The following is a 25,259-nucleotide window of genomic DNA, read 5'->3' as shown; positions in this document are numbered from 1 at the left end:
GGGACAGGTCCGCAAGGGCGTCGTCTCCTCGATCGTCAACTTCGGTGCGTTCGTGGACCTCGGCGGCGTCGACGGTCTCGTGCACGTCTCCGAGCTGTCGTGGAAGCACATCGAGCACGCCTCCGAGGTCGTCGAGGTCGGTCAGGAAGTCACCGTCGAGATCCTCGAGGTCGACCTCGATCGTGAGCGCGTGTCGCTCTCGCTCAAGGCGACGCAGGAGGACCCGTGGCAGGTCTTCGCCCGCACCCACGCGATCGGCCAGGTCACCCCGGGCAAGGTCACGAAGCTCGTCCCGTTCGGCGCGTTCGTCCGCGTCGCGGACGGCATCGAAGGCCTCGTGCACATCTCGGAGCTCTCCGGCAAGCACGTCGAGCTCGCCGAGCAGGTCGTGTCGGTCGGCGAAGAGGTCTTCGTCAAGGTCATCGACATCGACCTCGAGCGTCGTCGCATCTCGCTCTCGCTCAAGCAGGCGAACGAGTCGGTCGACCCCAACGGCACCGAGTTCGACCCCGCCCTCTACGGCATGATCACCGAGTACGACGACAACGGAGAGTACAAGTACCCCGAGGGCTTCGACGTCGAGACGCAGGCGTGGAAGGAAGGCTCCGACGCCGAGCGCGAGAAGTGGGAACTGGAGTACGCCGCTGCCCAGGCCCGCTGGGAGCAGCACAAGGCCGCCGTCGCGAAGACGCTCGAGGCCGAGGCCGCCGGCTTCAGCCCCGTGGAGTCCACCTCGGCCGGCTCGACGTTTTCGAGCGATTCGGCCGGCGCCGGGACCCTCGCGGATGACGAGGCCCTGGCCGCGCTCCGCGAGAAGCTGTCGGGCGGAAACGTCTAAGTCCTCTCCGCAGGACAAGCGAAGGGCCGTCACCTCGGGGTGGCGGCCCCTTCTCGTTTGCCGAAAACGATGCGCGATGCACCACCGGCCCCGTACGATCGGCAACAACGATCACCCGGGGTCGGAGGAGACTTCTCGATGCGCGTACTGCTGGCGGGCGCGACAGGCACGCTCGGCCGTGTGCTCATTCCCCAGCTTCTCAGCGCTGGCCACGACGTCGTCGGCATCGGCCGGTCGAGGGCCGGTGGTGATCGTGTGAAGGCTCTGGGCGCCGCGCCGCTGACCGTCGACGTGATGGATCGCGAAGCACTGCTCGCGGCCACGAGCGGCATGGCGTTCGACGCCGTCATCCATGAACTGACCGCGCTGAAGAAGCCACCTCTGCGGCACGCGGACATGCGCCCGACCAACGCGCTGCGCATCGACGGCACGGCGCACCTCATCGAGGTCGCCCGCGAGACGGGGGCGACGCGCTTTCTCACGCAGTCGATCGTGCTGGGCTACGGTTTCGGCGACCTCGGGACTCGTCGACTCGACGAGGACGCCCCTTTTGCGGTGCCGCGCGGAGACGCCTTCGACGAGCATCTCGCGGCCATGAACTCCACCGAGCGGCAGACCCTGACAGCCCGGGGCATCGACGGGGTCGCACTTCGCTACGGGATCTTCTACGGGGCCGACATGGGGACGACGGCAGCGCTGTTGCGTCGCCGGATGCTTCCCGTGGTGCGCCACGGCGGAGACATTCCGTTCATCCATCACGCGGATGCCGCAGCGGCCACGGTTGCGGCGCTCGTGCGCGGCGAGCCGGGCGGCGTCTATAACATCGTCGATGACACCCCGGCGACCATCAGAGACCTGGTAATGAGGATCGCCGAGCACTACGGCACGCCGCGACCGCGGACCGTTCCGCGGTGGTTCATTCGGGTGCGCGCCCCCTACACGGCGACCCTCTTCGAGGGCGTGTCGATGCGTGTATCGAACGAGCGAGCGGCCGTGGTGCTGGGCTGGGCCCCGCGCTATCCGTCGATCCGGGAGGGGATCTCCGCGAACTCCCGTGACCGGCGTCGACCCCCGAGGTAGCCGCGGCATCCACCCTCGTCGCACGGGAACAGTCGCGAAGACCCAGCGGGCTCAAAGGCTACGGCCGTAGCGTGGGCAGTCCCACCCTCAAGGAGCGAACGATGGGATTCTTCGACAGGCTGTTCGGCACCGAACCGCAGCGGCAGCAGCCGCCGGTTCCGCAACACGGCCAGCAGCGCCGGTACGCGGCACCGTCGGCCACCGGTCGCCCCGACCTCACGCCGCCGCCTGCGGGTTCGGCATCCGCTTCTTTCGACCCCGCTTCGCGCAGCGAAGACGAGGTCGCGATCGAGCGCTACCGCTACCTCTTGCGCACGGCTCCGCCCGAAACGATCGAACAGGTGCACGCGGAGGCGTTCGGCAAGCTGACCGAGCAGCAGCGCCAGCAGGTGCTCGCCGATGTCTCCGCTGGGCTTCCACCGTTCGAGCAGCCGCGCAGCACCGATCCGCAGGCCCTCGCCCGCGCGGCGACGCGTGCCGAATACATGAACCCCGGCTTCATGGAACGCACCCTGGGCAACCCGGAGCGCCAGGGCCCGAGCTTCGGCTCGATGGTCGGCAGCTCGCTGCTCGGCACGATCGCGGGCTATGTCATCGGCTCCGCGATCGTGAGCTCGTTCATGGCTCCCGCGATGGCGTCCGACCAGGGCGGCATGGACGGATCGGCGGATGCCGCGGGCGACCCCGGAGCGGATTCCGCCGGTGCGGATGCCTCAAGTGCCGATGCCTCCGGCGCCGACGCCTCGGGCGCCGATGCGGGAGGCTGGGACGGCGGGTTCGACGGCGGCGGCATGGACTTCGGCGGGTTCGACGGTTTCTAGCCCCGGCAACCGGGTCCGCCGGCACCGACACGATAACGTCGAGGCATGGCGGACCGGGCGTTGTGGCTGGGCGTTGCCCGCGAGGACCGCACGCGCGGACGCTCCAGTGCGCTGAATCAGCTTCTGCTCGGATCGGTCGTCCTCATCGCGACGCTCCTCGTCGTGGTGACCGGGCAGCCCAACGACTCCGCTCTTCTGCTCGCCGGCGTCGTGCTGGTGTTCGCCATCACGGGCGCCGCTCTCATCGTGCCGTGGAACGGTCTCGCCCCGTTGTGGAGCGCGGCCCTGCCCGTCGCCGACATCGCCGCCATAATGATCCTGCGGGACGCGAGCCCGACGTCTGGGTTCGCGCTGCTGTGGGTGTTTCCGGCAACATGGCTGGCCGGCTCCTTCGGTCTCGCCGGTCTGATCTTCGGTGGCGTATCGATCAGCGTCGTGTTCTGGGCGACGATCTTCCTCGACTCCGGCCAGGCCTTCACGCCCGTGGCATTCCTCGTGCCGCTCACGATCATCGCGGTGGCGACGACCGCATATCTGCAGTCGCGCCGCACCGGTGCCCAGCGGGCGCTTCTCGACAAGCAGGCACGCCTCCTCGCGCGCACGGTAGAGCGAGCCCGAGAACAGGAGGACATCGTCACGGAGGTGCTCGACGCCGTCGACTTCGGCGTGATCCGGGTCGCCGCCGACGGGAGGCTGACGGTGACGAACGAGGCCCATGCCCGTCTGCAGCAGACGGCGATTCCCCGAGGCCGCGCGCTCGAGAACACCCACCGAGCGGTGTACGCCGCAGACGGACTCACGCCGCTCGTGCCATCGGAGGAGCCGCTCGCGCGAGCGCGCTCGGGCGAGGAGTTCGAGTCCGAGCTGGTCTGGTACGGGACACCGGGGGAGTCTCGCCGCGCCCTCAGCGTGACATCCCGTCGCCTGCGCGATCCGGACGGCTCGGAGGTCGGCGGCATCATCGTCTCTCGCGACGTGACCGCGGAGGTCACGGCCCTGCGGGCGCGCGAAGACCTCGTCGCATCGGTGTCCCACGAGCTGCGCACACCCCTCACCTCGATCCTCGGCTACCTCGAGCTGGTGCTCGACGGCGATGACCTCTCCCCTTCCTCTCGCCGTCAGCTCGAGGTGGCGGAGCGCAACGCCACGCGGCTGCTGGCGATCGTCGCGGACATCCTCGCGGCGTCCGCCGATGCGCGCGGGGGAGTCGAGCTCTCGGTGCGCACCGCACCGGAATCGCTCGACGCCGTCGTGCGTGCGTCGATCGAGGCGAGCGAACCCCGAGCCGTGGCGCGCAATATGGCGATCGATTCCTCCGGCATCGAGCCGACGACGGCGTTCATCGACGCGGGTCGCATCCGCCAGGTGCTCGACAACCTGCTCTCGAACGCCGTGAAGTACGGGCGGGACGGCGGAACCGTCGAGGTCGGAGTGACCAGCGACGTGGATCACGCATGGGTCGTCGTGCGAGATGATGGTCCTGGGATCGCACTCGATGAGATGCCGCGGCTGTTCGAGCGGTTCTTCCGTTCTGACGCCGTTCGCAACACCTCCACGCACGGCAGTGGGCTGGGTCTTGCGATCAGCCGCGACATCGTCCGCTCGCACGGCGGCGAGATCACCGTGCGGAGCGTCCTCGGGGAAGGATCGACGTTCGTCGTGCGACTTCCGCTGCGCGCGCCGAGAAGGGAACCCTGATGCTCGACCAGCTGACGCTCTCGATCGCGACCGCCATCGTGGTGCTCGTGTCCGGGGTCGTCTTCGTCCTCGAAACGCTTCTCCGAAAGGACGAGGGCGCGGGCCGCGTCTGGGCACTGGCATTCCTCGCCGGGATGCTCACGACGCTGTCCTACCTGATCTGGGCGACGACCCCCGACAATTGGTGGGCGGTTGCCGTCGGCAACGCCGCGTTCGTGGCCGGAACGGGATGCCTGTGGCTCGGCTGCCGGCGATTCAACGAGCGGTCGATGCGGGTGCCGGGCGGCGTGGTCGCCGCGGCGTCAGCGGCCGCGTTCGCGGCCGTCGTGCTCGAGGGACCCGACGGAGGCGACTGGGCGGGGGCTCTCGTGATGTTCGTCTCGCTGGCGGTGTTCGCCGCGGCAGGCACGGGGGAATCCGTCAGAGGGGAGATGGGCCGCAATCGCAACGCCATCGGGATGGCGTTCGTGCTCGGCCTGCAGTCCCTGTACTACGTGGGCAGGTCGATCGTGTTCGTGACCGTCGGGCCGGATTCACCCCTCTTCCGGGACTGGTTCGGACCGGCGGCGACGAGCCTGCTCACGATAACGCTGACCATCGTCGCCGTGATCACGACATCCGTCCTTCGTGCGGGGCGCGTCCAGCTCCGTGGGCGCTCCGCGACCACGATGCTCGGGCTCGGCAGCGATGGCGTGCTCGAACCGGCCGCGTTCGCGCGGGTGCTGGGCGATCGCATCGAGCGGTCGGAACGCAACCGGGAGCTCATCGGCGTCATCTCGGTGCGCCTCGACGACCTGGCTCAGATCGCGACCGCGTTCGGCACGGGCGAGGCTCAGGAGGTGCGGCAGGCGTGGCGCGAGGCGACACGGCGGTTCGCCCCGACGACGTCGTTCATCGGCGACGACGGCAGAGAGAGCCTGGCCATCGGCATCCATCCCACGTCTCCCGCAGAAGCCCGTCGCATGGCGACGCGGGTGCACCGAGGGCTCATCGATGCGCTGAGCGCCCTCAGCGGGAGCGTGATCCCGGTGGTCGGCGTCGGCATCGCCCTCAGCGACGCCGCAGGGTACGACCCCGACACGCTCGTCGAGGCGGCCCGCGGCGCCGCGAGCCGCGCCGCCGACAGCCCTGATGCGAGCGTCATCCTCGCGGGGAGCGACTGAGTCAGCCCGCTGTGAGCCGGTAGCCGGCTCCTCGCACCGTCTCGATCCACTTCGGATGCACGGGCGATTCACCGAGCTTCCGGCGCAGGTTCGCGACGTGCACCTCGATGGTACGGACATCGTGGTCTGTCACATAGTCCGAGCCCGTACCACGATCGCCGCGGAGGAGGATGGCGAGATCGCCCTTGCTCACGACGCGTCGCCCGGACTCGAGCAGATCGCACAGTATGTCGAACTCCGAACGGGTGAGATCGACCTCGGACCCGGCAAGCACGACGATGCGCATGCCCGGGTGCAGGCGCAGCCCGCGATGCTCGAGCCACTCGGCGGACTCCGACGCGGGTGGCAGGGACGGCGCCGGCATAGGCGCCGCCTCGGCGTCCCCGGCATCCGTCGTCTGGATGATGCGCGGGCGCCTCAGCATCGCCTCGATGCGGGCACGCAGCTCTCGCGGCCGGAACGGCTTCGTGATGTAGTCATCGGCGCCCGATTGCAGGCCCTGCAGCGTGTCGATCTCGTCGGAGCGTGCCGTCAGCATCACGAGGTAGGTCGCGCTGAAGGTGCGGATGCGCTTCGCGGTCTCGAATCCGTCCATGCCGGGCATGCTGACATCCAGCGTCGTCACGACCGGTTCGTGGTCACGCACCAGTTCGATGCCCTCCAGACCCGTCGAAGCCGTGTGCACGACGAAACCCGCCTGTTCGAGAACATCGGCGAGCAGGGAGCGGATGTCGGGTTCGTCCTCGACGACCACCGCGACGCGTGCGCTCTGCACCGGAATACCCCCTGCGTCATCCGGCTCCGCGAATACGTCGACCGGGACTTCCGCCACGATATCCCAGAAAACCTTCTTGAATGCATCCCCAGGCATGCTGTGTCGCCTACGTGCAGGAGATCGAGCCGGGGGCTGCGCCGGCGCGGTTGTCGGTGGCCGAGAAGTAGACGGGAGGGCTGAGCAGCCAGGTCCATCCCGAGACCGTCGTGCCTTGCAGCCTCGGCAGGGCAGTGCACGCCGAGGTCGGTGTCATCTGGCCCCACGCGAGCGTCGCGGCGGTCGACCAGTTCCAGGTGCCGTTCCCCGACGGCGTTCCGGTGGCCGTCGCGAGGTCGACGTCGAAGCGGATGGACTGGGTCGCCACGCTCGAGACGGTGAAGGTCAGGTACATGTTTCGTGTGTGGTTGCCCGCCCAGCCCCACTCGTCGTAGGTGATCGACCTCACCGCGCAGGTGCCGACGGCGACGCCGCGCCAGTCGAGAGCGGTGCACGTGTTGCCCACCGGGACTGCGACCCACGTGCCTGAGCTGACCGTCGCCGACGCGACGGTCTGATCGGTCCATGCGGCGCGAGTCGGCGAGAGCGCCGTGATCGCGGCGACACCCCCGGCTAGAGCGGCGATCAGCGCGATGGCGCCGATCGCCCGCCGGCCAATGCTCCGCGCGCTCACGAGTCGCCCACCCGTCGGCGTCGAGTCGCGAGCAGCAGGGCCCCGACGGTGGCGGTGAGCGCCCCCGCGCCCACCACCACCCAGGGCACGGCCGACCCGGTGGCGGCGAGCTCCCCCTGCTCGCCGGTGCCGAGGTGGCCGGGCATCGCGGTGAGCCGCAGCACGCCGGCTGCCGCCGACACCGTCCCCCGCGGAGCGTCCGCGGGAATGGTGATCGACGCGCTCAGGTCGTACTCGCCCGCACGGAGCGACGCGCCCTGGAGCGCCGAGATGTCGGTGCAGTCCCCGCCGGTTGCGCAGAGTTCGGCGTCCCACGAGGCGACCCCGCTGCGCTCGATCCACACCGCCGACGCGACGATCGAGTCTGTGTCGATCGTCACCCGCTCCGACATGATCCGGCTCTCGCCCGGCAGGACCACGCCCAGATCGAAGGTGATCGGCATGGTCGTGGCTGCCGTGGCCGTCGCGGAGGCGCCCATCCCCAGAAGGGCACCCCCGACGACAGCCAGCAGACCGATGGCGGTGATTCGCGTCCCCCTCACGACACCGCTCCTTCGGTCGCCGGTACACGGCGGGGCGTACGCACCCGCACCGGTGCCGGGATCAACAAGGTCAACCCGAGCAGACCGAGCAACCCGATGACGAGGGGCAACGCGACTGCCGGCGTCCCCATGCGCATGATGGCGGTCCCCCAACCGCTCAGCTGCATCGCCGGCTTCCAGACCGCGCCCATGACTTGATAGTCCAGCGCGTCCGAGAATTCGTTGTTGTCGCCCTTCATCGAGATGGCCCAGTTCTCGTCCCCCAAGGACTGGATCTTCTCGATGCGGTGCGTCACCAGGTTGTCGGTCAGCTCGCCCTGCAGGCTGACCACGTCACCGACGCGAAGATCGGTGGCAGGTACCCGTGTGGCGACCAGGAGGTCGCCCGTCATGATGCCGGGCTCCATCGAGCCCGAGATCACGACCAGCGGCTTGATGATGCCGGCCGCGGTCGCGGCCCACACCAGGCCGCACGCGATCCCCACCACGGCGAGAACCCAGAGGGCGGCAAGGGAGAGGCGTCGCAGAGTATGCATATCGGGTGTCCTCGTCTCTTGTCTCGTCGGGTGGGGATGGCGTGGTCGGTATGGCTAGGCGGCGGTCGCGGTGCCGGCGATCGTCACGACGATCGTGGCCGACTTGCCCTGGTTCGCCGTCGGCCAGTCGCTCGGCGCGGTCACCGTCAGGACGAAGGTGTCGTTGCCGCCCGCGGCGACGCTCGTCGCCAGGTCGGAGACCACGGCTGCCGGGTTGGCCGCGAACGTGCTGCCGGTGAACGCGACGGTCGAGCTGAGAGCGGCCGAGACCGAGCCGAGGTTCTTCACGCGCAGCTCGACCTGGCGGCTCTGGCCGGGCAGCAGGTTGGCGAATGTGGTGGCGGGTACGACGATTTCGATCGCGCCGGCGTTGTTCGACTCGAGCCACGTCGTGCCATCGAGCGAACCCTGAAGGTTGAACGTCGCCGCCTGTGCCTGCGCCGAGAAGAACACGTTGTCGGTCCAGGCGGCGCTGGTTGCGGCGGCACCCATGCCGGTGACCGCCAGCGCGGCGAGGCCGACGGCGATGATGACGCGGCCCTTGCCCTTGCGGGTCTGGGTGCGGGCGGCGCGGCGGGTGCCGGTTTCGGTGGCGGTTGCTTCGTTCATTTTCGGCCTTTCCGGCAGAGGGTCTGGGTGGTTGTCCCGACCGGAGCTCCCGAGCCCCGGTGTCGATGAAGACGACGTTACGGTGTCCCCCTTAAGGGGGACTCATGTCGGCCTTAAGGGGGACACAGGATTTGTCCCCCGAATGGGGGACAAGGGCCGGTTTCTTGAGCGGAACCTGAGGTTCGGGCCGGGGGCCGCGGAAAACCGATGAAGCGGTCGTCCCGGGCGCGCGTGGCATGCTCGTTCCATGCCACTCATTGCTCTGACCGGCGGCATCGCATCGGGCAAGTCGACCATCGCCCGCCGCCTGGCCGAACACGGCGCCGTCGTGGTGGACGCCGATGCGATCGTCCGTGATGTGCAGCAGCCCGGGTCGCCGGTGCTCGAGGCGATCGCGGCGGAATTCGGCGCCGCGGTGATCGCCGACGACGGCTCGCTCGATCGCGCGGCGCTGGGGGCGATGGTGTTCGGCGACGCCGAGGCGCTGCGCCGACTCAACGCGATCGTGCACCCGGCCGTGCTGGTCGAGTCTCAGCGACGCTTCGAGGCGGCACTCGCCGCCGACCCCGCGGCCGTGGTGGTCTACGACGTCCCGCTCCTCGTCGAGGCGCGCGTCGATGACCCTTGGGACCTCATCGTCGTCGCGCATGCCCCCGCTGCACAGCGCGAGGCCCGCCTTGTGCACGAGCGCGGGCTGGATGCGGCATCCGCGCACGCTCGCATCGCGTCGCAGGTCTCCGACGAGAAGCGGCTCGCGATCGCGGATGTCGTGATCGACACCGCCGGAACGCTCGAGCAGACACTGCAGCGGACCGACGCCCTGTGGGAGCGCATCCGCACCGATGCGAGCGCCTGACCTGTCGCGCATCCCCCGGCCCGCGATATTCTGTGTCCATTGACGCGGAGGTGCGGCATGGGCATGTTCGATCGATTCCGAAGTCGGCGCAGATCGCCCTACACGGCCCTGTCCGACGAAGAGCGGATGTCTCGCTACGTCTACCTCCTCAATACCCTGCCCGCCTCTGTCATCGAGCGCGCGCACGAGGCCGCCTTCAAGGATGTCCCCCTCGAACGCCGACAGGAGATGTTCGAACAGCTGCGGCCCTTCATGTCGGAGGAGGAGCGCGCACAGGCCGCTGAGCCCGCGCTGCTCGCGCGACTCGTACGACGTGCGGAGGAACGGCGCGCGGCCTCCGGTGCGGCGGCTTCATCCGAAGCGGCGCACGCCCGCGGCAAGGCCGACACCGCCGTGCAGTTCGCCGCGCCCGACCTGCTCACGCAGGCGGGCATCATGCCACTCGTCGCGTACCACTTCCTCGTGAGCTCGGCGGTGTACTCGTACTTCACGGTCGGCGCGGGTTCGCTCGGACTCGCCGGCGAGCCCGCCTGGGTCACCGACATGGTCGACCGCGGGTCGGCCGGTGCCGATGGCGGGGCGTTCGGGGCAGACGCGGGCGGCGGTTTCGACGGCGGTGGAGCATACGACGCCGGCTCGTTCCCGGGAATGGATGCCGGGAGCTTCGGTGGATTCGGAGGGGGGTTCGACGGAGGCGGCTTCGGCTGACGCCGCAGGGGCGCGGTGCGCCCCCAGCGAACCCTGCCCCGGTGTCGGAGCCCCCGCCTAGGCTGGAATCATGCAGACCACGCGCAGCGTGCGACCGTTCGAGGTCGTCAGCGAGTACGTACCCAGCGGTGACCAGCCCCAGGCGATCGCCGATCTCGCACAGCGCATCAACGCCGGCGAGACCGACGTCGTGCTGCTCGGCGCGACGGGAACGGGAAAGTCCGCCACGACCGCATGGCTCGTCGAGCAGGTGCAGCGCCCGACGCTTGTTCTCGCGCACAACAAGACACTGGCTGCCCAGCTCGCCAACGAGTTCCGCGAGCTCATGCCGAACAACGCCGTCGAGTACTTCGTCTCCTACTACGACTACTACCAGCCCGAGGCGTACGTGCCGCAGACCGACACTTTCATCGAGAAGGACTCCTCGGTCAACGCCGAGGTCGAGCGCCTGCGGCACTCCACCACGAATTCGCTGCTCTCGCGGCGCGACGTGATCGTGGTGTCCACGGTCTCCTGCATCTACGGCCTTGGTGCGCCCGAGGAGTACCTGCGCGCGATGGTGGCACTGCAGGTGGGAGAGCAGTACGACCGCGACGCCCTCATCCGTCGCTTCATCTCGATGCAGTACAACCGCAACGACGTGGACTTCTCCCGAGGCAACTTCCGCGTGCGCGGCGACACGATCGAGATCATCCCGGTCTACGAGGAATACGCGATCCGCATCGAGCTCTTCGGCGACGAGATCGAGGCTCTGTACATGCTGCATCCCCTCACCGGAGACGTCGTGCAGCGCATGGACTCGGTGCCCATCTTCCCCGCGTCCCACTACGTCGCGGGCACCGACAAGATGCAGCGGGCGATCGGCACGATCGAGACCGAGCTCGAAGGCCGGCTGAAGGAGCTCGAGAGCCAGAGCAAGCTGCTCGAGGCGCAGCGGCTGCGCATGCGCACCTCGTTCGACCTCGAGATGATGCAGCAGCTCGGCTTCTGCTCGGGCATCGAGAACTATTCCCGCCACATCGACGGCCGTCAGCCGGGAGAGGCGCCGCACTGCCTCCTCGACTTCTTCCCCGATGACTTCCTCGTCGTCATCGACGAGTCGCACGTGACGGTGCCGCAGATCGGCGCGATGTACGAGGGGGATGCCTCGCGCAAGCGCACACTCGTCGAGCACGGCTTCCGGCTCCCGAGCGCCATGGACAACCGCCCGCTCCGCTGGGACGAGTTCAAGAACCGCGTCGGACAGACCGTGTATCTCTCGGCGACCCCCGGTCGGTACGAGATGGGCATCGCCGACGGCGTCGTCGAGCAGATCATCCGCCCCACGGGCCTCGTCGACCCGCACATCGTCGTGAAACCGTCGAAGGGGCAGATCGATGACCTCCTCGAGGAGATCCGCAAGCGCGCCGCGCGCGATGAGCGCGTGCTCGTCACGACGCTGACGAAGAAGATGGCCGAGGAGCTCACCGACTTCCTCGGCGAGCACGGGGTGCGCGTGCGATATCTGCATTCGGATGTCGACACCCTCCGTCGCGTGGAGCTCCTGACGGAGCTGCGTGCCGGCGTGTACGACGTGCTCGTCGGGATCAACCTGCTCCGCGAGGGTCTCGATCTGCCCGAGGTCTCACTGGTGTCGATCCTCGACGCCGACAAGGAGGGGTTCCTCCGCAGCGGCACATCGCTCATCCAGACGATCGGCCGCGCTGCCCGAAACGTCTCCGGCGAGGTGCACATGTACGCCGACAAGATCACCGACTCGATGAAGGCCGCGATCGAGGAGACCGACCGGCGCCGTGACAAACAGGTCGCCTACAACCTCGAGCACGGCATCGACCCGACCCCGCTCCGCAAGCGCATCGCGGACATCACCGAGGTGCTGGCACGCGAGGGCGCGGACACGGCAGAGATGCTCTCCAAGCGGACCTCCGCGAAGCTGAAGTCCGGGAAGGGCAAGTCACCGACCCCGGGGCTGCGCCGCACCGGCATCGCGGCCGAGGGCGCCGACCAGCTCGAGGCCACGATCGCGGACCTCAGCAACCAGATGCTCGCGGCCGCGGGGGAGCTGAAGTTCGAGCTCGCCGCGCGGCTGCGCGACGAAGTGCAAGATCTCAAGCGGGATCTGCGTCAGATGGAGAAGGCCGGTCACGCGTAGCAGGCCCGCGCGGCCGCCCCCTGAATCGTGGGCGGCGCAGTGGGGCCGGGCGGTGCAGCAGGAGGGCCGCGCAGGGCATCAGGGGCAGTACATCAGGGCCTTCGGGCCCGAACGGTCGAATTCGTGTCGTGTCATCTCGGCGCCGCAGAGCGGGCAGACAGGCTCCGGCCGCGGGGGAGAGGCGTCGTACGGTCCGACCGCCGCGGGCCCGGCCCTGCGGATCAGCCATGCGTTGAACCAGGCGTAGAACCCCCCGGCGGCGCGAATGCGTTCGCGGGGGAACATGTCGTGACCCATGACACTTAGTGTACCAACTATTCGTGCACGCTAGAATTGACCGCATGACCGAGACCGACATCCTGAAGCTGGACAGCCAGGTGTGCTTCGCGCTGGTGACGGCCGCTCGCAACGTGGTGGCGATCTACCGACCGATCCTCGAACCATTGGGCCTGACCCACCCGCAGTACCTCGTCATGCTCGCGCTGTGGGAGAGTTCCCCGCGCTCGCTCGGCGAACTCGCCGACGAGCTCGCCCTCGACTCGGCGACCGTGTCGCCGCTCGTCAAGCGCCTCGAGGCACAGAGCCTGGTCGCCCGCACGAGGCGGCTGGGTGATGAGCGCACGCTCGCCATCACCCTCACCGAGGAGGGTGTGGCCCTCCGGAGCCGAGCCCTCGACGTGCCCGCGCAGGTGATGGAACGCGTCGGAATGGATGCCGCGCGGCTGGCCGGGCTTCGCGACGCACTTGCTCCGTTCGCCGGCCGCCGCGGCGCGGAGTGAAGCGCTGGCCGTTGCGCGCATCACGCGTTGCGAAACGGTGAACACTTCCTCATGCTCCTAGGCGGCGTGGGGTCGCATTCGTAGGCTCGTGAGCGGTGCATCCCGTGCGGTTCCGCCGCGCGGGCACCCGTCCGACTTGCCAACAGAGGAACCGCCATGCGACCAAGGTCCTACCCCGTCCGCCCGACATCCGTCCGTCGCCGGCTTGCCGTCGGCGCCGTCGCCACCGTCGCCGCCCTCGGCGTCGGCGCGGCGGTTGCACCGGCCGCCCAGGCGGCCGATCCCGTGCTGATCGACCTCGTGACCGTCAATGACTTCCACGGTCGGATCACCCAGCAGTCGCCCTCCGGTCCCGCCGGAGGACTCGCTGCCCTCGCGCAGGCGGTCGACGGGATCCGGGCGACGAACCCGAACACCGTCTTCGCCGCGGCGGGCGACATGATCGGCGCATCGACCTTCGAGTCCTTCATCCAGGACGACAACCCCACGATCGACGGGCTGAACGCCGCGGGCTTGGACGTCAGCGCCGCGGGCAACCACGAGTTCGACCGCGGGTGGGACGACCTCCGCGTTCGCGTGCAGGACCGGGCGAACTGGGAGTACATCGCCGCCAACGTCTACGAGAACGGCGCACCCGCGCTTACGGAGACCTATACGAAGACCTTCGACGGCGTCACGATCGGGTTCGTCGGAGCGGTGACGGAGGAGCTGCCCTCGCTCGTCAACCCCGCGGGCATCGCCACGCTCGAGGTGCGCGACATCGTCACCGAGGTGAATCGGGCCGCCGACAACCTGCGCGACGGCGACGCCGGCAACGGCGAGGCCGACGTCGTCGTGCTGCTCGTGCACGAGGGCGCCGCGACGACGAACATCGCATCGGCGACCGACCCCGCCAGCCCCTTCGGGGCGATCGTCAACGGAGTCGACGACGATGTCGATGCCATCGTCTCGGGCCACACCCACCTCGCCTACAACCACGTGATCGACGGCCGACCCGTCATCTCGTCGGGCCAGTACGGCGAGAAGTTCAGCGACATGAAGATCCAGGTCGACCCCGACACCAAAGAGATCCTGTCGATGGTCAACACGATCCACGACATGTGGACCACCCCCGTGCCGCCGGCCACGACGCCCGCCCCGTTCCCGAACTACGCGCCGGGTGACCCCGAGGTGGCGGCGATCGTGCAGGCTGCGGTCGACGCCGCCGGGCCTCTTGGCGCGGTGCCCCTCGGCACCATCACCGCCGACATCAACCGGGCGAAGCTCAATCCCACCACGGAGAACCGCGGAGCGGAATCCACGCTCGGCAACTTCGTCGCGGATGCCCAGCTGTGGTCGGCGCAACGGGCGGATGCCGCCACGCAGATCGCGTTCATGAACCCCGGTGGGCTCCGGGCCGACATGGTGCAGGCGCCCGACGGTGTGCTCACGTACAAGGAGGCGGCCGCGGTCCAGCCGTTCGCGAACACGCTCGTCACTCTGACGCTCACCGGCGCGCAGGTGAAGGATGCGCTGGAGCAGCAGTGGCAGCCCGCGGGCGCACAGCGGCCGTTCCTCAAGCTCGGTGTCTCGAAGAGCCTGAACTACACCTTCGATCCGGCCGCTCCCAGCGGTCAGCGCATCACGCGCATCACGCTCGACGGGGCGGACCTCGACCCGGCGGCGACGTACCGCGTCGTGGTCAATTCGTTCTTGGCAGCCGGCGGTGACAACTTCCCGGCGTTCGCGGCGGGTACCGGCAAGCGCGACACGGGCAAGGTCGACCTCGAGTCGATGGTCGACTACATGGCGTTCATCGAGACGGCGACGCCCGATCAGGCGCAGCGCTCCATCGGCGTGAGTCTCACGGCGCCGCAGGACGAGCGCGGCTACGAGGTCGGCACGCCGATCGATGTCGCCCTCTCGTCGCTGGAGTTCAGCACGAGCGAGGTCGTGGGCGGCACGGTGAACCTCGCCATCGGCGGCATCCCGGTCGGTTCCGCCCCGATCGATCGCACGCCGGTCGCGACGACCGACCTCGGCGGCCAGGCCACGCTGAACGTCACCGTTCCCGCAGGGGTCTCAGGGGTCGTGCCGCTGAGCGTGACGGTGCCCACCACGGGCACGTCGTTCGAGGTCCCGATCACGGTGTTCGAGAAGGCCGACACGGTCACCATCGGGCTCCCGAACAAGGTGTTCGCCAAGTCCAAGGCCACGATCCAGTACACGGTCATCGTGCTCGCCGAAGGCGGCGTCGTGCCGACCGGCGAGGTCACGATCCTCGATGGGGAGACGCCCATCGCCACGGCGACGCTCACCGAGAAGCACAAGGGCAAGGTCAAGGTCACGCTCCCGACCCTCGGCAAGGGCGTACACAAGCTGTCGGCCGGCTACGGCGGATCCGATCTCGCCCAGGCCTCGACGAGCGGATGGGTGCCCGTCATCGTCTGGTGACCCAGTCGCACGACCACCCCTTGCGCGGGGCCTCCGACCTCAGTGTCGGAGGCCCCGCCTACACTTGATGGGTGCCCATCGTCCCCGTCGCCAGCTCCGGAAAACTCAGTGTTCGCGGTGCCCGCGTTCACAACCTCAAGAACGTCGACCTCGACATCCCGCGTGACTCCCTCGTCGTCTTCACGGGCCTGAGCGGGTCGGGAAAGTCGAGCCTGGCGTTCGACACGATCTTCGCCGAGGGCCAGCGCCGCTACGTCGAATCGCTGAGTGCGTACGCCCGCCAGTTCCTCGGACAGGTCGATCGCCCCGACGTCGATTTCATCGAGGGCCTGAGCCCGGCCGTGTCGATCGACCAGAAGTCGACCAACCGCAACCCGCGTTCGACGGTCGGCACGATCACCGAGATCTACGACTACATGCGACTCTTGTGGGCGCGCATCGGCGTTCCGCATTGTCCGGAGTGCGGCGAGGTCATCCAGCGCCAGACGGTGCAGCAGATCGCCGACCAGCTCATGGAGCTCCCCGAGCGCACCCGGTACCAGATCGTCGCCCCCATCGTCAGCCAGAAGAAGGGCGAGTTCGTCGACCTCTTCCGCGAACTCGGTGCCAAGGGCTACTCCCGCGCGATCGTCGACGGCGACCTGATCCAGCTCGCCGAGCCGCCCACCCTCAAGAAGAGTTACAAGCACGACATCGCCGTGGTCGTCGACCGGCTCGTGGCGAGCGATGACATCCTCAGCCGCGTGACCGACTCCGTGGAGACGGCCCTCGCTCTGGCGGGCGGGGTCGTGCAGGTCAACTTCGTCGACGAAGAGGGGGATGCCGCGTGGCAGAACTTCTCCGAGAAGCTGGCCTGTCCCAACGGTCACCCCCTGCAGCTCACCGAGATCGAGCCGCGCACGTTCTCGTTCAACGCCCCGTTCGGTGCGTGCCCGGCGTGCTCCGGCCTCGGCACGCGCATGTCGGTGGATGTCGACCTCATGCTCGCCGATGACTCCCTGTCCATCCGCGAGGGCGTGCTGATCCCGTGGACGACCCAGGGCAAGGGGCTGTTCCAGTACTACGAGCGACTGCTCGAGGGGCTCGCGCGCGACCTGGACTTCTCGCTCGACACCCCGTGGAAGAACCTTCCCGAGGAGGTTCAGGAGGCGGTCCTGCGCGGCGAGGACTACAAGGTCACCGTGCGCTGGAAAAACCGGTACGGGCGCGAGATGCGGTACGCCTCGGGCTTCGAGGGCGTCGTGCCTTACATCGAGCGGCAGTACATGCAGGCCGAGACCGACACGCAGCGCGTCCGGTGGTCGGACTACCTGCGCGAAGTGCCGTGTCCGGTGTGCGACGGCGACCGGCTCAAGCCCGAAGTGCTCGCCGTTATGGTGCACGGGCATTCGATCGCCGAGGCGTCGCGATTGAGCCTCGGCGGGGCGCGCGACTACTTCGCGCGGCTAGAGCTCACCGATCGCGAGGCGACGATCGCGGCGCAGGTGCTCCGCGAGATCCGCGTGCGCCTCGACTTCCTCATCCAGGTCGGGCTCAACTACTTGAGCTTGAGTCGTGCGGCCGCCACGCTGTCCGGCGGCGAGGCGCAGCGCATCCGCCTCGCGACGCAGATCGGATCGGGCCTGACGGGCGTGCTCTACGTGCTCGATGAGCCTTCGATCGGGCTGCACCAGCGCGACAACCGGCGTCTGATTCAGACCCTCGTCACGCTGCGCGACCTCGGCAACACGCTGATCGTCGTCGAGCACGACGAAGAGACCATCCACGCGGCCGACTGGGTCGTCGACATCGGCCCCGGTGCGGGCGTCAACGGCGGCGCGGTGGTCCACTCCGGCCCCTACGAGGCGCTCATCGCCGAACCCGCGTCGCTGACCGGCGACTACCTCTCGGGTCGGCGCGAGATCGAGACGCCGAAGAAGCGCCGGCGCATCGACCGATCGCGCATGATCTCGGTGGTCGGCGCGCGCGAGAACAACCTGCAGAACGTCACCGCGGAGTTCCCGCTCGGCGTTCTGACGGCCGTGACCGGCGTCAGCGGCTCCGGCAAGTCGACGCTCGTCAACGGCATCCTCTACGAAGTCCTGGCGACGCGACTCAACGGCGCCCGTCGGGTGCCCGGCAAGCACACGCGGGTGACCGGGCTCGACAACCTCGACAAGGTCGTGCACGTCGACCAGGCGCCCATCGGACGCACGCCGCGGTCGAACCCGGCCACGTACACGGGCGTGTTCGACCGCATCCGCACACTTTTCAGCGAGACGCCCGAGGCGAAGGTGCGCGGCTACCAGCCGGGTCGCTTCAGCTTCAATGTCAAGGGCGGCCGGTGCGAGGCATGCTCGGGCGACGGCACGATCAAGATCGAGATGAACTTCTTGCCGGACGTCTACGTGGACTGCGAGATCTGTCACGGCAAGCGCTACAACCGAGACACGCTGGCGGTGCACTACAAGGGCAAGAACATCGCCGAAGTGCTCGAGATGCCGATCGCCGAGGCGGCCGATTTCTTCGAGCCGATCCAGGCGATCCACCGCTACCTGAGGACACTCGTCGACGTGGGCCTCGGCTATGTGCGGCTCGGGCAGTCCGCGACGACGCTCTCGGGCGGCGAGGCGCAGCGTGTCAAGCTCGCGACCGAATTGCAGCGCCGGAGCAACGGGCGCAGCATCTATGTGCTCGACGAGCCGACGACGGGACTGCACTTCGAGGACGTCAGCAAGCTCCTCGAGGTGCTCAACGGACTCGTCGACAAGGGCAACACGGTCATCGTCATCGAGCACAACCTCGACGTGATCAAGTCGTCCGATTGGATCATCGACCTCGGCCCCGAGGGCGGTTCCGGCGGGGGACGGATCGTCGCGGTGGGCACCCCCGAGAAGGTCGCGACCACCGAGGGGAGCTTCACCGGCGAGTTCCTCGCGGACGTGCTCGCCCTTCGAGAGGCCCAGGGACCGTTGTCGCGCAAGGCCGGCTGAGCGTGGCGCCGATAGCCCGCCCGTCTCCGCTGTCGTACCGACCCAAGCCGGGCGAGATTCCGACGAACCCCGGCGTCTACCGCTTCCGCGACGCCGCCGGCCGCGTGCTCTACGTCGGCAAGGCCAAGAATCTCCGCGCCCGCCTGTCGAACTACTTCGCGCCGCTGCAGACGCTGCACGAGCGCACCCGCCGCATGGTCACGAGCGCGGCATCCGTCGAATGGACCGTCGTAGCGAGCGACGTCGACTCGCTCCAGCTCGAGTACATGTGGATCAAGGAGTTCGATCCGCCGTTCAACGTGCGCTACAAGGACGACAAGTCGTACCCGTTCATGGCCGTCACGCTCGGCGACGAGGCGCCGCGGGTCACCGTCACCCGCAACCGCCGCATCCCGGGCGCGAAGTACTTCGGGCCGTACCCGAAGGTCTGGGCGGTGCACGACACGATCGACCTGATGATCAAGGTCTTCCCGATCCGCACCTGCAGCGACTCCAGCTACAAGAAGGCCATGCAGACGGGCCGGCCGTGCTTCCCCGGCCAGATCGGGCGATGCGGCGGTCCGTGTTCGGGTCGGGTCACGATCGAGGAGCATCGGGCGATCGTCGACGATTTCGTTGCATTCATGTCGGGTGGCGACGAGCGATTCAAGAAGGAGCTGACGGCAAGGATGCGGGCGGCCTCCGCCGCGATGGACTACGAGTCCGCGGCCGGCTTTCGCGACAAGCTGTCCGCGATCGATGCGGTGCTTTCGCGGAGCGCCCTGGTGCTGGGTGAAGACGTCGACGCCGATCTGTTCGGCATCGCCGAAGACGAGCTGTCCGCCGCCGTGCAGCACTTCGTGATCCGCGGCGGTCGCGTGCGCGGTGTGCGCGCGACGACGATCGACAAAGAGCTGGACATCGCGGGCGGCGACCTCGTCGATCAGGTGCTGCAGCGTGCCTACGGCGATGCTCCCGCGTCCGACATCCCGCGCCGGGTGCTCGTGCCCGCGATGCCCGACGACGCCGCGGAGCTCGAGCAGTGGCTGCGGCTGCGCCGCGAGCGGCCGGTCACGATTCAGGTGGCCCAGCGCGGGCAGAAGGCGGAGCTGATGCGCACCGCGACGCTCAACGCGCAGCAAGCCCTCATGCTGCACAAGACCCGGCGCACGAGCGACTATGTCGCCCGCACGCAGGCGCTCACCGATCTCCAGGAGGCGCTCGGCCTCACCGAGGCTCCGCTGCGCATCGAGTGCTTCGACGTCTCGCACCTGGGCGGCACGAACGTCGTCGCGTCGATGGTCGTGTTCGAAGACGGACTTCCCCGCAAAGATCAGTACCGCTCGTTCTCGATCTCCGAGACCACCGACGACACCGACTCGATGCACCAGGTCCTGACGCGTCGTCTCGCCTACCTCGACCGGCCGGACGAGAGCGACGAGCCCGTCCCCGACGTCACGAGCGACGACACCGTCGCCACCACGCGCAAGCGCCCGCGCTTCGCCTACCCGCCGCAGCTGCTCGTCGTCGACGGCGGGCGCCCGCAGGTGGAGGCGGCAGCGCGCGCCCTCGCGGATGCCGGCCACGAGGAGATCGCACTCTGCGGTATCGCGAAACGGCTCGAGGAGGTGTGGCTGCCGGGGGACGAGTATCCCGTCATCCTTCCCCGCACGAGCGAGGCCCTCTATCTCCTGCAGCGGCTGCGCGACGAGGCTCACCGCTTCGCGATCTCGCATCAGCGACGCCGGCGCAAGCGCGACATCACCAGCGTCCTGACGGAGGTGCCGGGCCTCGGCGAGGCCCGCATCAAGGCCCTCCTCCGGCACTTCGGATCGGTCACGGCACTGAAGGCGGCGTCGCCGGATGAGATCTCGCGGCTCCCCGGTGTCGGCCCCAAGCTCGCGGCCTCGATCCACTCCCACCTCGCGGCGCGCTGACGACGACCCGGGTGTGGTCGAGGGCGCAATCCCGTCTCGGACGGCCGGGGCGACTCGCTAGGCTGGAAGCGGCGACAGGGGGGCTATGGCGGACGCGGCACAGGACGGCATCGGTGAGGTGCTGATCGTCACCGGGATGTCGGGTGCCGGCCGGTCGACGGCCGCCAACGCGCTCGAGGACCTCGACTGGTACGTCGTCGACAACCTTCCGCCGCAGATGCTGCGGCCTCTTCTGGATCTCGCCGACCGTGTCGGCGGCGCACTGCCGCGGGTGGCGGCGGTGGTCGATGTCCGCGGCCGGGATCTCTTCGCCGAGCTGCCCGAGGTCATGCGGAGCCTCCGCGACGGCAGCCGGGTGCGGCTCGTCTTCCTCGACGCCTCCGACGAGGTGCTCGTGCGGCGCTTCGAGGCGGTGCGCCGCCCGCACCCTCTACAGGGCGACGGAACGATCCTCGACGGGATCAGGCTCGAGCGCGACAGACTCTCGGCAGTACGTGAGAGCGCCGACGTCATCATCGACACGTCGCACCACAACATCCATCAGCTCGCCACCCAGGTCGCAGAGCTCTTCTCGGCCGAGGGCTCTGCGCGCCACACCCTCACCGTCATGAGCTTCGGATTCAAGTACGGGCTGCCGCCCGATGCCGACATGGTCGCCGACATGCGCTTCCTCCCGAACCCGTTCTGGAACGAAGAACTTCGCGCACTCACGGGTGAGGACGAGGCCGTGCGCGACTTCGTGCTCGAGCAGGAGGGCGCCGCGGAGTTCATCGACGCGTACGCCGCCGCGCTCGATCCCGTGATCTCGGGCTATCAGCGGGAGAACAAGCGGCATTCGACGGTCGCGGTCGGGTGCACCGGGGGAAAGCACCGCTCCGTCGCGACGGCGATCGAGCTGGCGCAGCGTCTGCGCGCGCTCCCCGGCGTGGCCGTGCGCGTCAAACATCGCGATCTCGGGCGTGAATAGAAGCCGCCGCCGGGGGTAGGCTGGGCGTTTGCGTCGCTCCAGTCGCGCGAACCGGTCCCTCGATGACCCAGTCTTCCTTCGTGTGACCCTGTCTTTTTTGATGTGACCCAGTCTTTCCTGATGTGAGGAGTCCCGTGGCACTGACCGCCGACGTGAAGGGCGAACTGATCGCCGTGCGCGATGCCAGGGCGACGGTGCGCGTGGCCGAGGTGACCGCCATCCTGCGATTCTCGGGTGGGCTGCACTCGATCGCCGGCCGTGTCGCCGTCGAGGCCGAGGTCGATACCGAGGCGCTCGCTCGACGCGTCGCGCGCGACCTTGTCGAGATCTACGGAGTCCGGCCCGAGATCGCCCATGTGCAGGGCTCCGGAGCGCGCAACGGCAGCCACTTCGCCGTGCGGGTCATCGACGGGGGCGAGACGCTCGCCCGTCAGACGGGACTCCTCGATGCCCGCCGCCGCCCCGTGCGCGGGTTGCCGAACAAGCTCACGACCGGCTCACGCGCCGACCTGGCCGCGATCTGGCGGGGTGCGTTCCTGGCCGGCGGCTCCCTCAGCGAGCCCGGCCGTTCGGCCGCGCTCGAGGTGACGTGCCCGGCCCCGGAGGCGGCGATGGCCCTCGTGGGCGCCGCCCACCGCATCGGCGTCTCCGCGAAGGCTCGTGAGGTGCGCGGCGTACCGCGCGTCGTCATCCGCGACGGCGAGGCGATCCGGGCGATGCTCTCGGCCATGGGCGCGGAGCGCACGGCCACCGAATGGGACCAGCTGCGCCAGCGCCGCGAGGTGCGCGCCGGCGTCAACCGCCTCGTGAACTTCGACGACGCCAACCTGCGGCGCTCGGCCCAGGCCGCTGTCGCCGCGTGCGCGCGGGTCGAGCGGGCCCTCGAGATCCTGGGCGACGAAGTGCCCGATCACCTTGCGGAGGCCGGCGCGCTGCGCCTCGCACACCGGGATTCGAGCCTCGACGAGCTCGGCCACCACGCCGACCCGCCGCTCACGAAGGATGCCGTCGCCGGCCGGATCCGTCGCCTCCTCGCGATGGCCGACAAGCGCGCCGAGCAAGAGGGCATACCCGGAACGGATGCGGCCGTCCCGGCCGGCTTCGAAGAGGCGTGACAACCCACGCGCCGATCCCGTCATCCCGGGAAGCAAACCCCTGCCCGCGACGTTGCCGCTCGCTAGGATGAGAGGGTCCGCTCCGGCCGCGTGCCGCGTGGTGCGGAGCCCCCCGACAAGCGCCGGCTTCGGCGCGGATAGGAAGAAGCGACAATGGCCAAGTACACGCTCCCGGAACTCCCGTACGACTACGCAGCGCTCGAGCCGAGCATCAGCGGCACGATCATGGAACTGCACCACAGCAAGCACCACCAGGCCTACGTGACCGGCGCCAACACGGCGCTCGAGCAGCTGGCCGAAGCGCGCAGCAAGGGTGACTTCGCCTACGTCAACAAGCTCGAGAAGGACCTCGCCTTCAACCTCGGCGGCCACACCAACCACTCGATCTTCTGGACCAACCTCTCTCCGAACGGCGGCGACAAGCCGACCGGCGAGCTCGCGTCGGCCATCGACGATCACTTCGGCTCGTTCGACGCCTTCTCCGCGCACTTCACGGCTGCCGCGCTGGGCGTGCAGGGCTCCGGGTGGGCCGGACTGTTCTGGGACTCCATCGGCGAGAACCTGATCATCCAGCAGTTCTTCGACCAGCAGTCGCAGTTCGCGGCGGGCACCGTCCCGCTCCTCCTGCTCGATGTCTGGGAGCACGCGTACTACCTCGACTACAAGAACGTCCGCGCCGACTACGTCAAGGCTTTCTGGAACATCGCCAATTGGGAGAACGTGCAGACGCGCTTCACCACCGCCCGTGAGAAGAGCGCGGGCCTGCTGGTACTGTCTTAGCGAGTGTGGGCGTCCCGGGCGGACCTCCGCCCGGGACGCCGTTGTTCCATCCGTCTGAATCTGCAGCAACCGCGCTTCCGCGCACGAGAAAACAGGAGACATCCGTGTCTGTCAAGATCGGCATCAACGGCTTCGGCCGCATCGGGCGCAACTACCTCCGCGCGGCGCTCGCGCAGGGCGCAGACCTCGAAGTCGTCGCGGTCAACGACCTCACCGATAACAAGACGCTCGCCCACCTGCTGAAGTACGACTCGGTCGGCGGCCCCCTCGGCGAAGAGGTCTCGTACGACGAGGACTCCATCACCGTCGGTGGCCGCAAGATCAAGGTCTTCGAAGAGCGCGACCCCGCGAACCTGCCCTGGGGCGAGCTCGGCGTCGACATCGTCATCGAGTCGACCGGCCGGTTCACCAACGCGGAAGATGCCAAGAAGCATGTTGCGGGCGGCGCGAAGAAGGTCCTGATCTCGGCACCGGCCACCGGCGACGACGTCACGATCGTCATGGGTGTCAACGAGGATGCATACGAGCCCGAGAACCACGTCATCATCTCGAACGCGTCCTGCACCACGAACTGCCTCGCGCCGCTCGCGAAGGTCTTCAATGACGCCTTCGGCATCGAGCGTGGCTTCATGATGACCGCGCACGCCTACACGGCCGACCAGAACCTGCAGGACGGCCCGCACAGTGATCTGCGCCGCGCCCGTGGTGCAGCGATCAACATCGTCCCCGCATCGACGGGGGCAGCCAAGGCCATCGGGCACGTGCTGCCCGAACTGAACGGCAAGCTGAGCGGCTCGTCCTACCGGGTGCCTGTGCCCACCGGCTCGATCGTCGACCTGACGATCGTCACCCCCACCGAGGGACTGACCGCCGACCAGGTCAACGCCGCCTACAAGGCCGCAGCGGCCGAGGGCCCCCTGGCCGGCTACCTGGAGTACACGGAAGACCCGATCGTATCGAGCGACATCCAGCTCAACCCGCACTCGTCGATCTTCGACTCGGAGCTGACCAACGTCAGCGGCAACCTGGTCAAGGTCTCGGGGTGGTACGACAACGAATGGGGCTACTCCAACCGCCTCGTCGATCTGACCGAGTACGTCGCCGAGCGTCTCTAGGTCGTCCCGATGGCTCTGCGCACCCTCGAGTCGCTGGGTTCGCTCGCCGGCAGGCGTGTCATCGTCCGCTGTGATCTCAACGTCCCCCTGAAGGACGGCGCGATCACGGACGATGGCCGCGTGCGCGCGTCGCTCCCTACGCTCAACGCCCTCATCGACCAAGGCGCCCGCGTCATCGTGTGCTCGCACCTCGGCCGTCCCGACGGCGCCCCCGACGCGAAGTACAGCCTCGCTCCCGTCGCGCAGCGCCTTTCGGAGCTGCTCGGCAAACCCGTCGAATTCGCACATGACACGGTCGGCGATTCCGCCCGCGACACCGTTGCCTCGCTCGAAGACGGCGACGTCGCGGTGATCGAGAACCTGCGCTTCAACGCGGGGGAGACGGCGAAGGATGACGCGGAGCGCCGGGCTTTCGCGGAGCAGCTCGCCGAGCTCGGCGACGTGCTCGTCTCGGACGGTTTCGGCGTCGTGCACCGCAAGCAGGCGAGCGTCTACGACCTGGCCGAACTGGTGCCCTCGGCGGCCGGCCTGCTGATCGCGGCGGAACTCGATGTGCTCGACCGCCTGACCGAGAACCCCGAGCGGCCGTATGCGGTCGTGCTCGGCGGCTCGAAGGTCAGCGACAAGCTCGGCGTCATCTCACACCTCCTCCCGCGCGTCGATCGCCTCCTCATCGGCGGCGGCATGCTCTTCACCTTCCTCGCCGCCCAGGGTCACAAGGTCGGTGCGAGCCT

The 25,259-nt window shown here is 68.6% G+C and carries 22 protein-coding genes; 17 read left to right on the top strand and 5 right to left on the bottom strand.

Translation table 11 applies throughout. The annotated features are described in order from the left end of the window. From VNT50_RS11220 to VNT50_RS11200, 5 genes are all read left to right on the top strand, one after another. On the top strand, positions 1-838 hold an 838-nt coding region (locus VNT50_RS11220; protein ID WP_325485202.1), incomplete at its 5' end, for a S1 RNA-binding domain-containing protein. Positions 839-976: 138 nt separating this feature from the next. Beyond that, complete coding sequence (locus VNT50_RS11215) at positions 977-1,918, top strand: NAD-dependent epimerase/dehydratase family protein (protein WP_325485201.1); 942 nt, start codon at positions 977-979, stop codon at positions 1,916-1,918. Between the two features lie 101 nt (positions 1,919-2,019). Beyond that, a complete protein-coding gene (locus VNT50_RS11210) occupies positions 2,020-2,739 on the top strand; it encodes a hypothetical protein (protein ID WP_325485200.1) in 720 nt (239 codons plus the stop codon). Between the two features lie 45 nt (positions 2,740-2,784). After that, on the top strand, positions 2,785-4,437 hold the full coding sequence (locus VNT50_RS11205) for a sensor histidine kinase (protein WP_325485199.1): 1,653 nt from the start codon (positions 2,785-2,787) through the stop codon (positions 4,435-4,437). Next, complete coding sequence (locus VNT50_RS11200) at positions 4,437-5,600, top strand: diguanylate cyclase domain-containing protein (protein ID WP_325485198.1); 1,164 nt, start codon at positions 4,437-4,439, stop codon at positions 5,598-5,600. Before VNT50_RS11205 ends, VNT50_RS11200 begins: the two co-directional genes overlap by 1 nt. Before the next feature lies 1 nt (position 5,601). On the opposite strand, the gene VNT50_RS11195 is transcribed toward VNT50_RS11200, so the two are convergent. The 5 genes from VNT50_RS11195 to VNT50_RS11175 are packed head-to-tail and all read right to left on the bottom strand — an operon-like array spanning position 5,602 to position 8,732. Beyond that, positions 5,602-6,471 (bottom strand): response regulator transcription factor, encoded by an 870-nt coding sequence (locus tag VNT50_RS11195; RefSeq protein WP_325485197.1) that lies wholly within the window; start codon positions 6,469-6,471, stop codon positions 5,602-5,604. 10 nt (positions 6,472-6,481) lie between these two features. After that, the gene (locus tag VNT50_RS11190) at positions 6,482-7,045 is read right to left on the bottom strand and encodes a hypothetical protein (RefSeq protein ID WP_325485196.1); all 564 of its coding nucleotides are present in this window, start codon (positions 7,043-7,045) and stop codon (positions 6,482-6,484) included. Continuing rightward, entirely contained in the window at positions 7,042-7,587 is a 546-nt protein-coding gene (locus VNT50_RS11185) for an LAVTG motif-containing sortase-dependent surface protein (RefSeq protein WP_325485195.1), read from the bottom strand. Before VNT50_RS11185 ends, VNT50_RS11190 begins: the two co-directional genes overlap by 4 nt. Continuing rightward, positions 7,584-8,123, bottom strand: coding sequence for a signal peptidase I (locus tag VNT50_RS11180; protein WP_325485194.1), 540 nt, complete (start codon positions 8,121-8,123; stop codon positions 7,584-7,586). Before VNT50_RS11180 ends, VNT50_RS11185 begins: the two co-directional genes overlap by 4 nt. Positions 8,124-8,177: 54 nt before the next feature. After that, positions 8,178-8,732 (bottom strand): hypothetical protein, encoded by a 555-nt coding sequence (locus VNT50_RS11175; RefSeq protein ID WP_325485193.1) that lies wholly within the window; start codon positions 8,730-8,732, stop codon positions 8,178-8,180. A gap of 247 nt (positions 8,733-8,979) precedes the next feature. On the opposite strand from VNT50_RS11175, the gene coaE reads away from it, so the two are divergent. The 12 genes from coaE to VNT50_RS11115 form a co-directional block, all read left to right on the top strand. Next, positions 8,980-9,588 carry a dephospho-CoA kinase gene (gene coaE, locus VNT50_RS11170; RefSeq protein WP_325485192.1) on the top strand — a complete coding sequence of 203 codons (609 nt, stop codon included), beginning with the start codon at positions 8,980-8,982 and terminating at the stop codon, positions 9,586-9,588. Between the two features lie 126 nt (positions 9,589-9,714). Further along, positions 9,715-10,296: a hypothetical protein gene (locus VNT50_RS11165; protein WP_325485191.1), complete on the top strand. Its 582-nt coding sequence runs from the start codon at positions 9,715-9,717 to the stop codon at positions 10,294-10,296. 70 nt (positions 10,297-10,366) lie between these two features. Beyond that, a complete protein-coding gene (gene uvrB, locus VNT50_RS11160; RefSeq protein ID WP_325485190.1) occupies positions 10,367-12,448 on the top strand; it encodes an excinuclease ABC subunit UvrB in 2,082 nt (693 codons plus the stop codon). A 341-nt stretch (positions 12,449-12,789) separates the two neighbouring features. Next, a complete protein-coding gene (locus VNT50_RS11155; protein ID WP_325485189.1) occupies positions 12,790-13,227 on the top strand; it encodes a MarR family winged helix-turn-helix transcriptional regulator in 438 nt (145 codons plus the stop codon). 156 nt (positions 13,228-13,383) lie between these two features. After that, on the top strand, positions 13,384-15,660 hold the full coding sequence (locus tag VNT50_RS11150) for a 5'-nucleotidase C-terminal domain-containing protein (RefSeq protein WP_325485188.1): 2,277 nt from the start codon (positions 13,384-13,386) through the stop codon (positions 15,658-15,660). A gap of 71 nt (positions 15,661-15,731) precedes the next feature. After that, on the top strand, positions 15,732-18,632 hold the full coding sequence (uvrA, locus tag VNT50_RS11145; protein WP_325485187.1) for an excinuclease ABC subunit UvrA: 2,901 nt from the start codon (positions 15,732-15,734) through the stop codon (positions 18,630-18,632). An 11-nt stretch (positions 18,633-18,643) separates the two neighbouring features. Beyond that, positions 18,644-20,548 carry an excinuclease ABC subunit UvrC gene (gene uvrC, locus VNT50_RS11140; protein WP_325485203.1) on the top strand — a complete coding sequence of 635 codons (1,905 nt, stop codon included), beginning with the start codon at positions 18,644-18,646 and terminating at the stop codon, positions 20,546-20,548. 85 nt (positions 20,549-20,633) lie between these two features. Beyond that, positions 20,634-21,515 (top strand): RNase adapter RapZ, encoded by an 882-nt coding sequence (rapZ, locus tag VNT50_RS11135; RefSeq protein WP_325485186.1) that lies wholly within the window; start codon positions 20,634-20,636, stop codon positions 21,513-21,515. 134 nt (positions 21,516-21,649) lie between these two features. Next, the gene (gene whiA, locus VNT50_RS11130) at positions 21,650-22,630 is read left to right on the top strand and encodes a DNA-binding protein WhiA (RefSeq protein ID WP_325485185.1); all 981 of its coding nucleotides are present in this window, start codon (positions 21,650-21,652) and stop codon (positions 22,628-22,630) included. A 153-nt stretch (positions 22,631-22,783) separates the two neighbouring features. After that, positions 22,784-23,410, top strand: coding sequence for a superoxide dismutase (locus VNT50_RS11125; RefSeq protein WP_325485184.1), 627 nt, complete (start codon positions 22,784-22,786; stop codon positions 23,408-23,410). Between the two features lie 104 nt (positions 23,411-23,514). Further along, complete coding sequence (gene gap, locus VNT50_RS11120; protein WP_325485183.1) at positions 23,515-24,525, top strand: type I glyceraldehyde-3-phosphate dehydrogenase; 1,011 nt, start codon at positions 23,515-23,517, stop codon at positions 24,523-24,525. A gap of 9 nt (positions 24,526-24,534) precedes the next feature. Next, a partial coding sequence (locus VNT50_RS11115; protein WP_325485182.1) for a phosphoglycerate kinase occupies positions 24,535-25,259 on the top strand: 725 nt, incomplete at its 3' end.

The organism is Microbacterium sp., assembly GCF_035554235.1.
Taxonomy (GTDB): domain Bacteria; phylum Actinomycetota; class Actinomycetes; order Actinomycetales; family Microbacteriaceae; genus Microbacterium.
The sequence above is the reverse complement of the archived record's forward strand: the minus strand, read 5'-3'. Positions and strand labels throughout refer to the sequence as shown.

Bases quoted from the DNA above. Each gene is read 5' to 3' on its own strand.
- VNT50_RS11215 (WP_325485201.1), top strand. From the start codon at position 977: ATGCGCGTACTGCTGGCGGGCGCGACAGGCACGCTCGGCCGTGTGCTC.
- VNT50_RS11210 (WP_325485200.1), top strand. From the start codon at position 2,020: ATGGGATTCTTCGACAGGCTGTTCGGCACCGAACCGCAGCGGCAGCAG.
- VNT50_RS11205 (WP_325485199.1), top strand. From the start codon at position 2,785: ATGGCGGACCGGGCGTTGTGGCTGGGCGTTGCCCGCGAGGACCGCACG.
- VNT50_RS11200 (WP_325485198.1), top strand. From the start codon at position 4,437: ATGCTCGACCAGCTGACGCTCTCGATCGCGACCGCCATCGTGGTGCTC.
- VNT50_RS11195 (WP_325485197.1), bottom strand. From the start codon at position 6,471: ATGCCTGGGGATGCATTCAAGAAGGTTTTCTGGGATATCGTGGCGGAA.
- VNT50_RS11180 (WP_325485194.1), bottom strand. From the start codon at position 8,123: ATGCATACTCTGCGACGCCTCTCCCTTGCCGCCCTCTGGGTTCTCGCC.
- VNT50_RS11175 (WP_325485193.1), bottom strand. From the start codon at position 8,732: ATGAACGAAGCAACCGCCACCGAAACCGGCACCCGCCGCGCCGCCCGC.
- coaE (WP_325485192.1), top strand. From the start codon at position 8,980: ATGCCACTCATTGCTCTGACCGGCGGCATCGCATCGGGCAAGTCGACC.
- VNT50_RS11165 (WP_325485191.1), top strand. From the start codon at position 9,715: ATGTCTCGCTACGTCTACCTCCTCAATACCCTGCCCGCCTCTGTCATC.
- uvrB (WP_325485190.1), top strand. From the start codon at position 10,367: ATGCAGACCACGCGCAGCGTGCGACCGTTCGAGGTCGTCAGCGAGTAC.
- VNT50_RS11155 (WP_325485189.1), top strand. From the start codon at position 12,790: ATGACCGAGACCGACATCCTGAAGCTGGACAGCCAGGTGTGCTTCGCG.
- VNT50_RS11150 (WP_325485188.1), top strand. From the start codon at position 13,384: ATGCGACCAAGGTCCTACCCCGTCCGCCCGACATCCGTCCGTCGCCGG.
- rapZ (WP_325485186.1), top strand. From the start codon at position 20,634: ATGGCGGACGCGGCACAGGACGGCATCGGTGAGGTGCTGATCGTCACC.
- VNT50_RS11125 (WP_325485184.1), top strand. From the start codon at position 22,784: ATGGCCAAGTACACGCTCCCGGAACTCCCGTACGACTACGCAGCGCTC.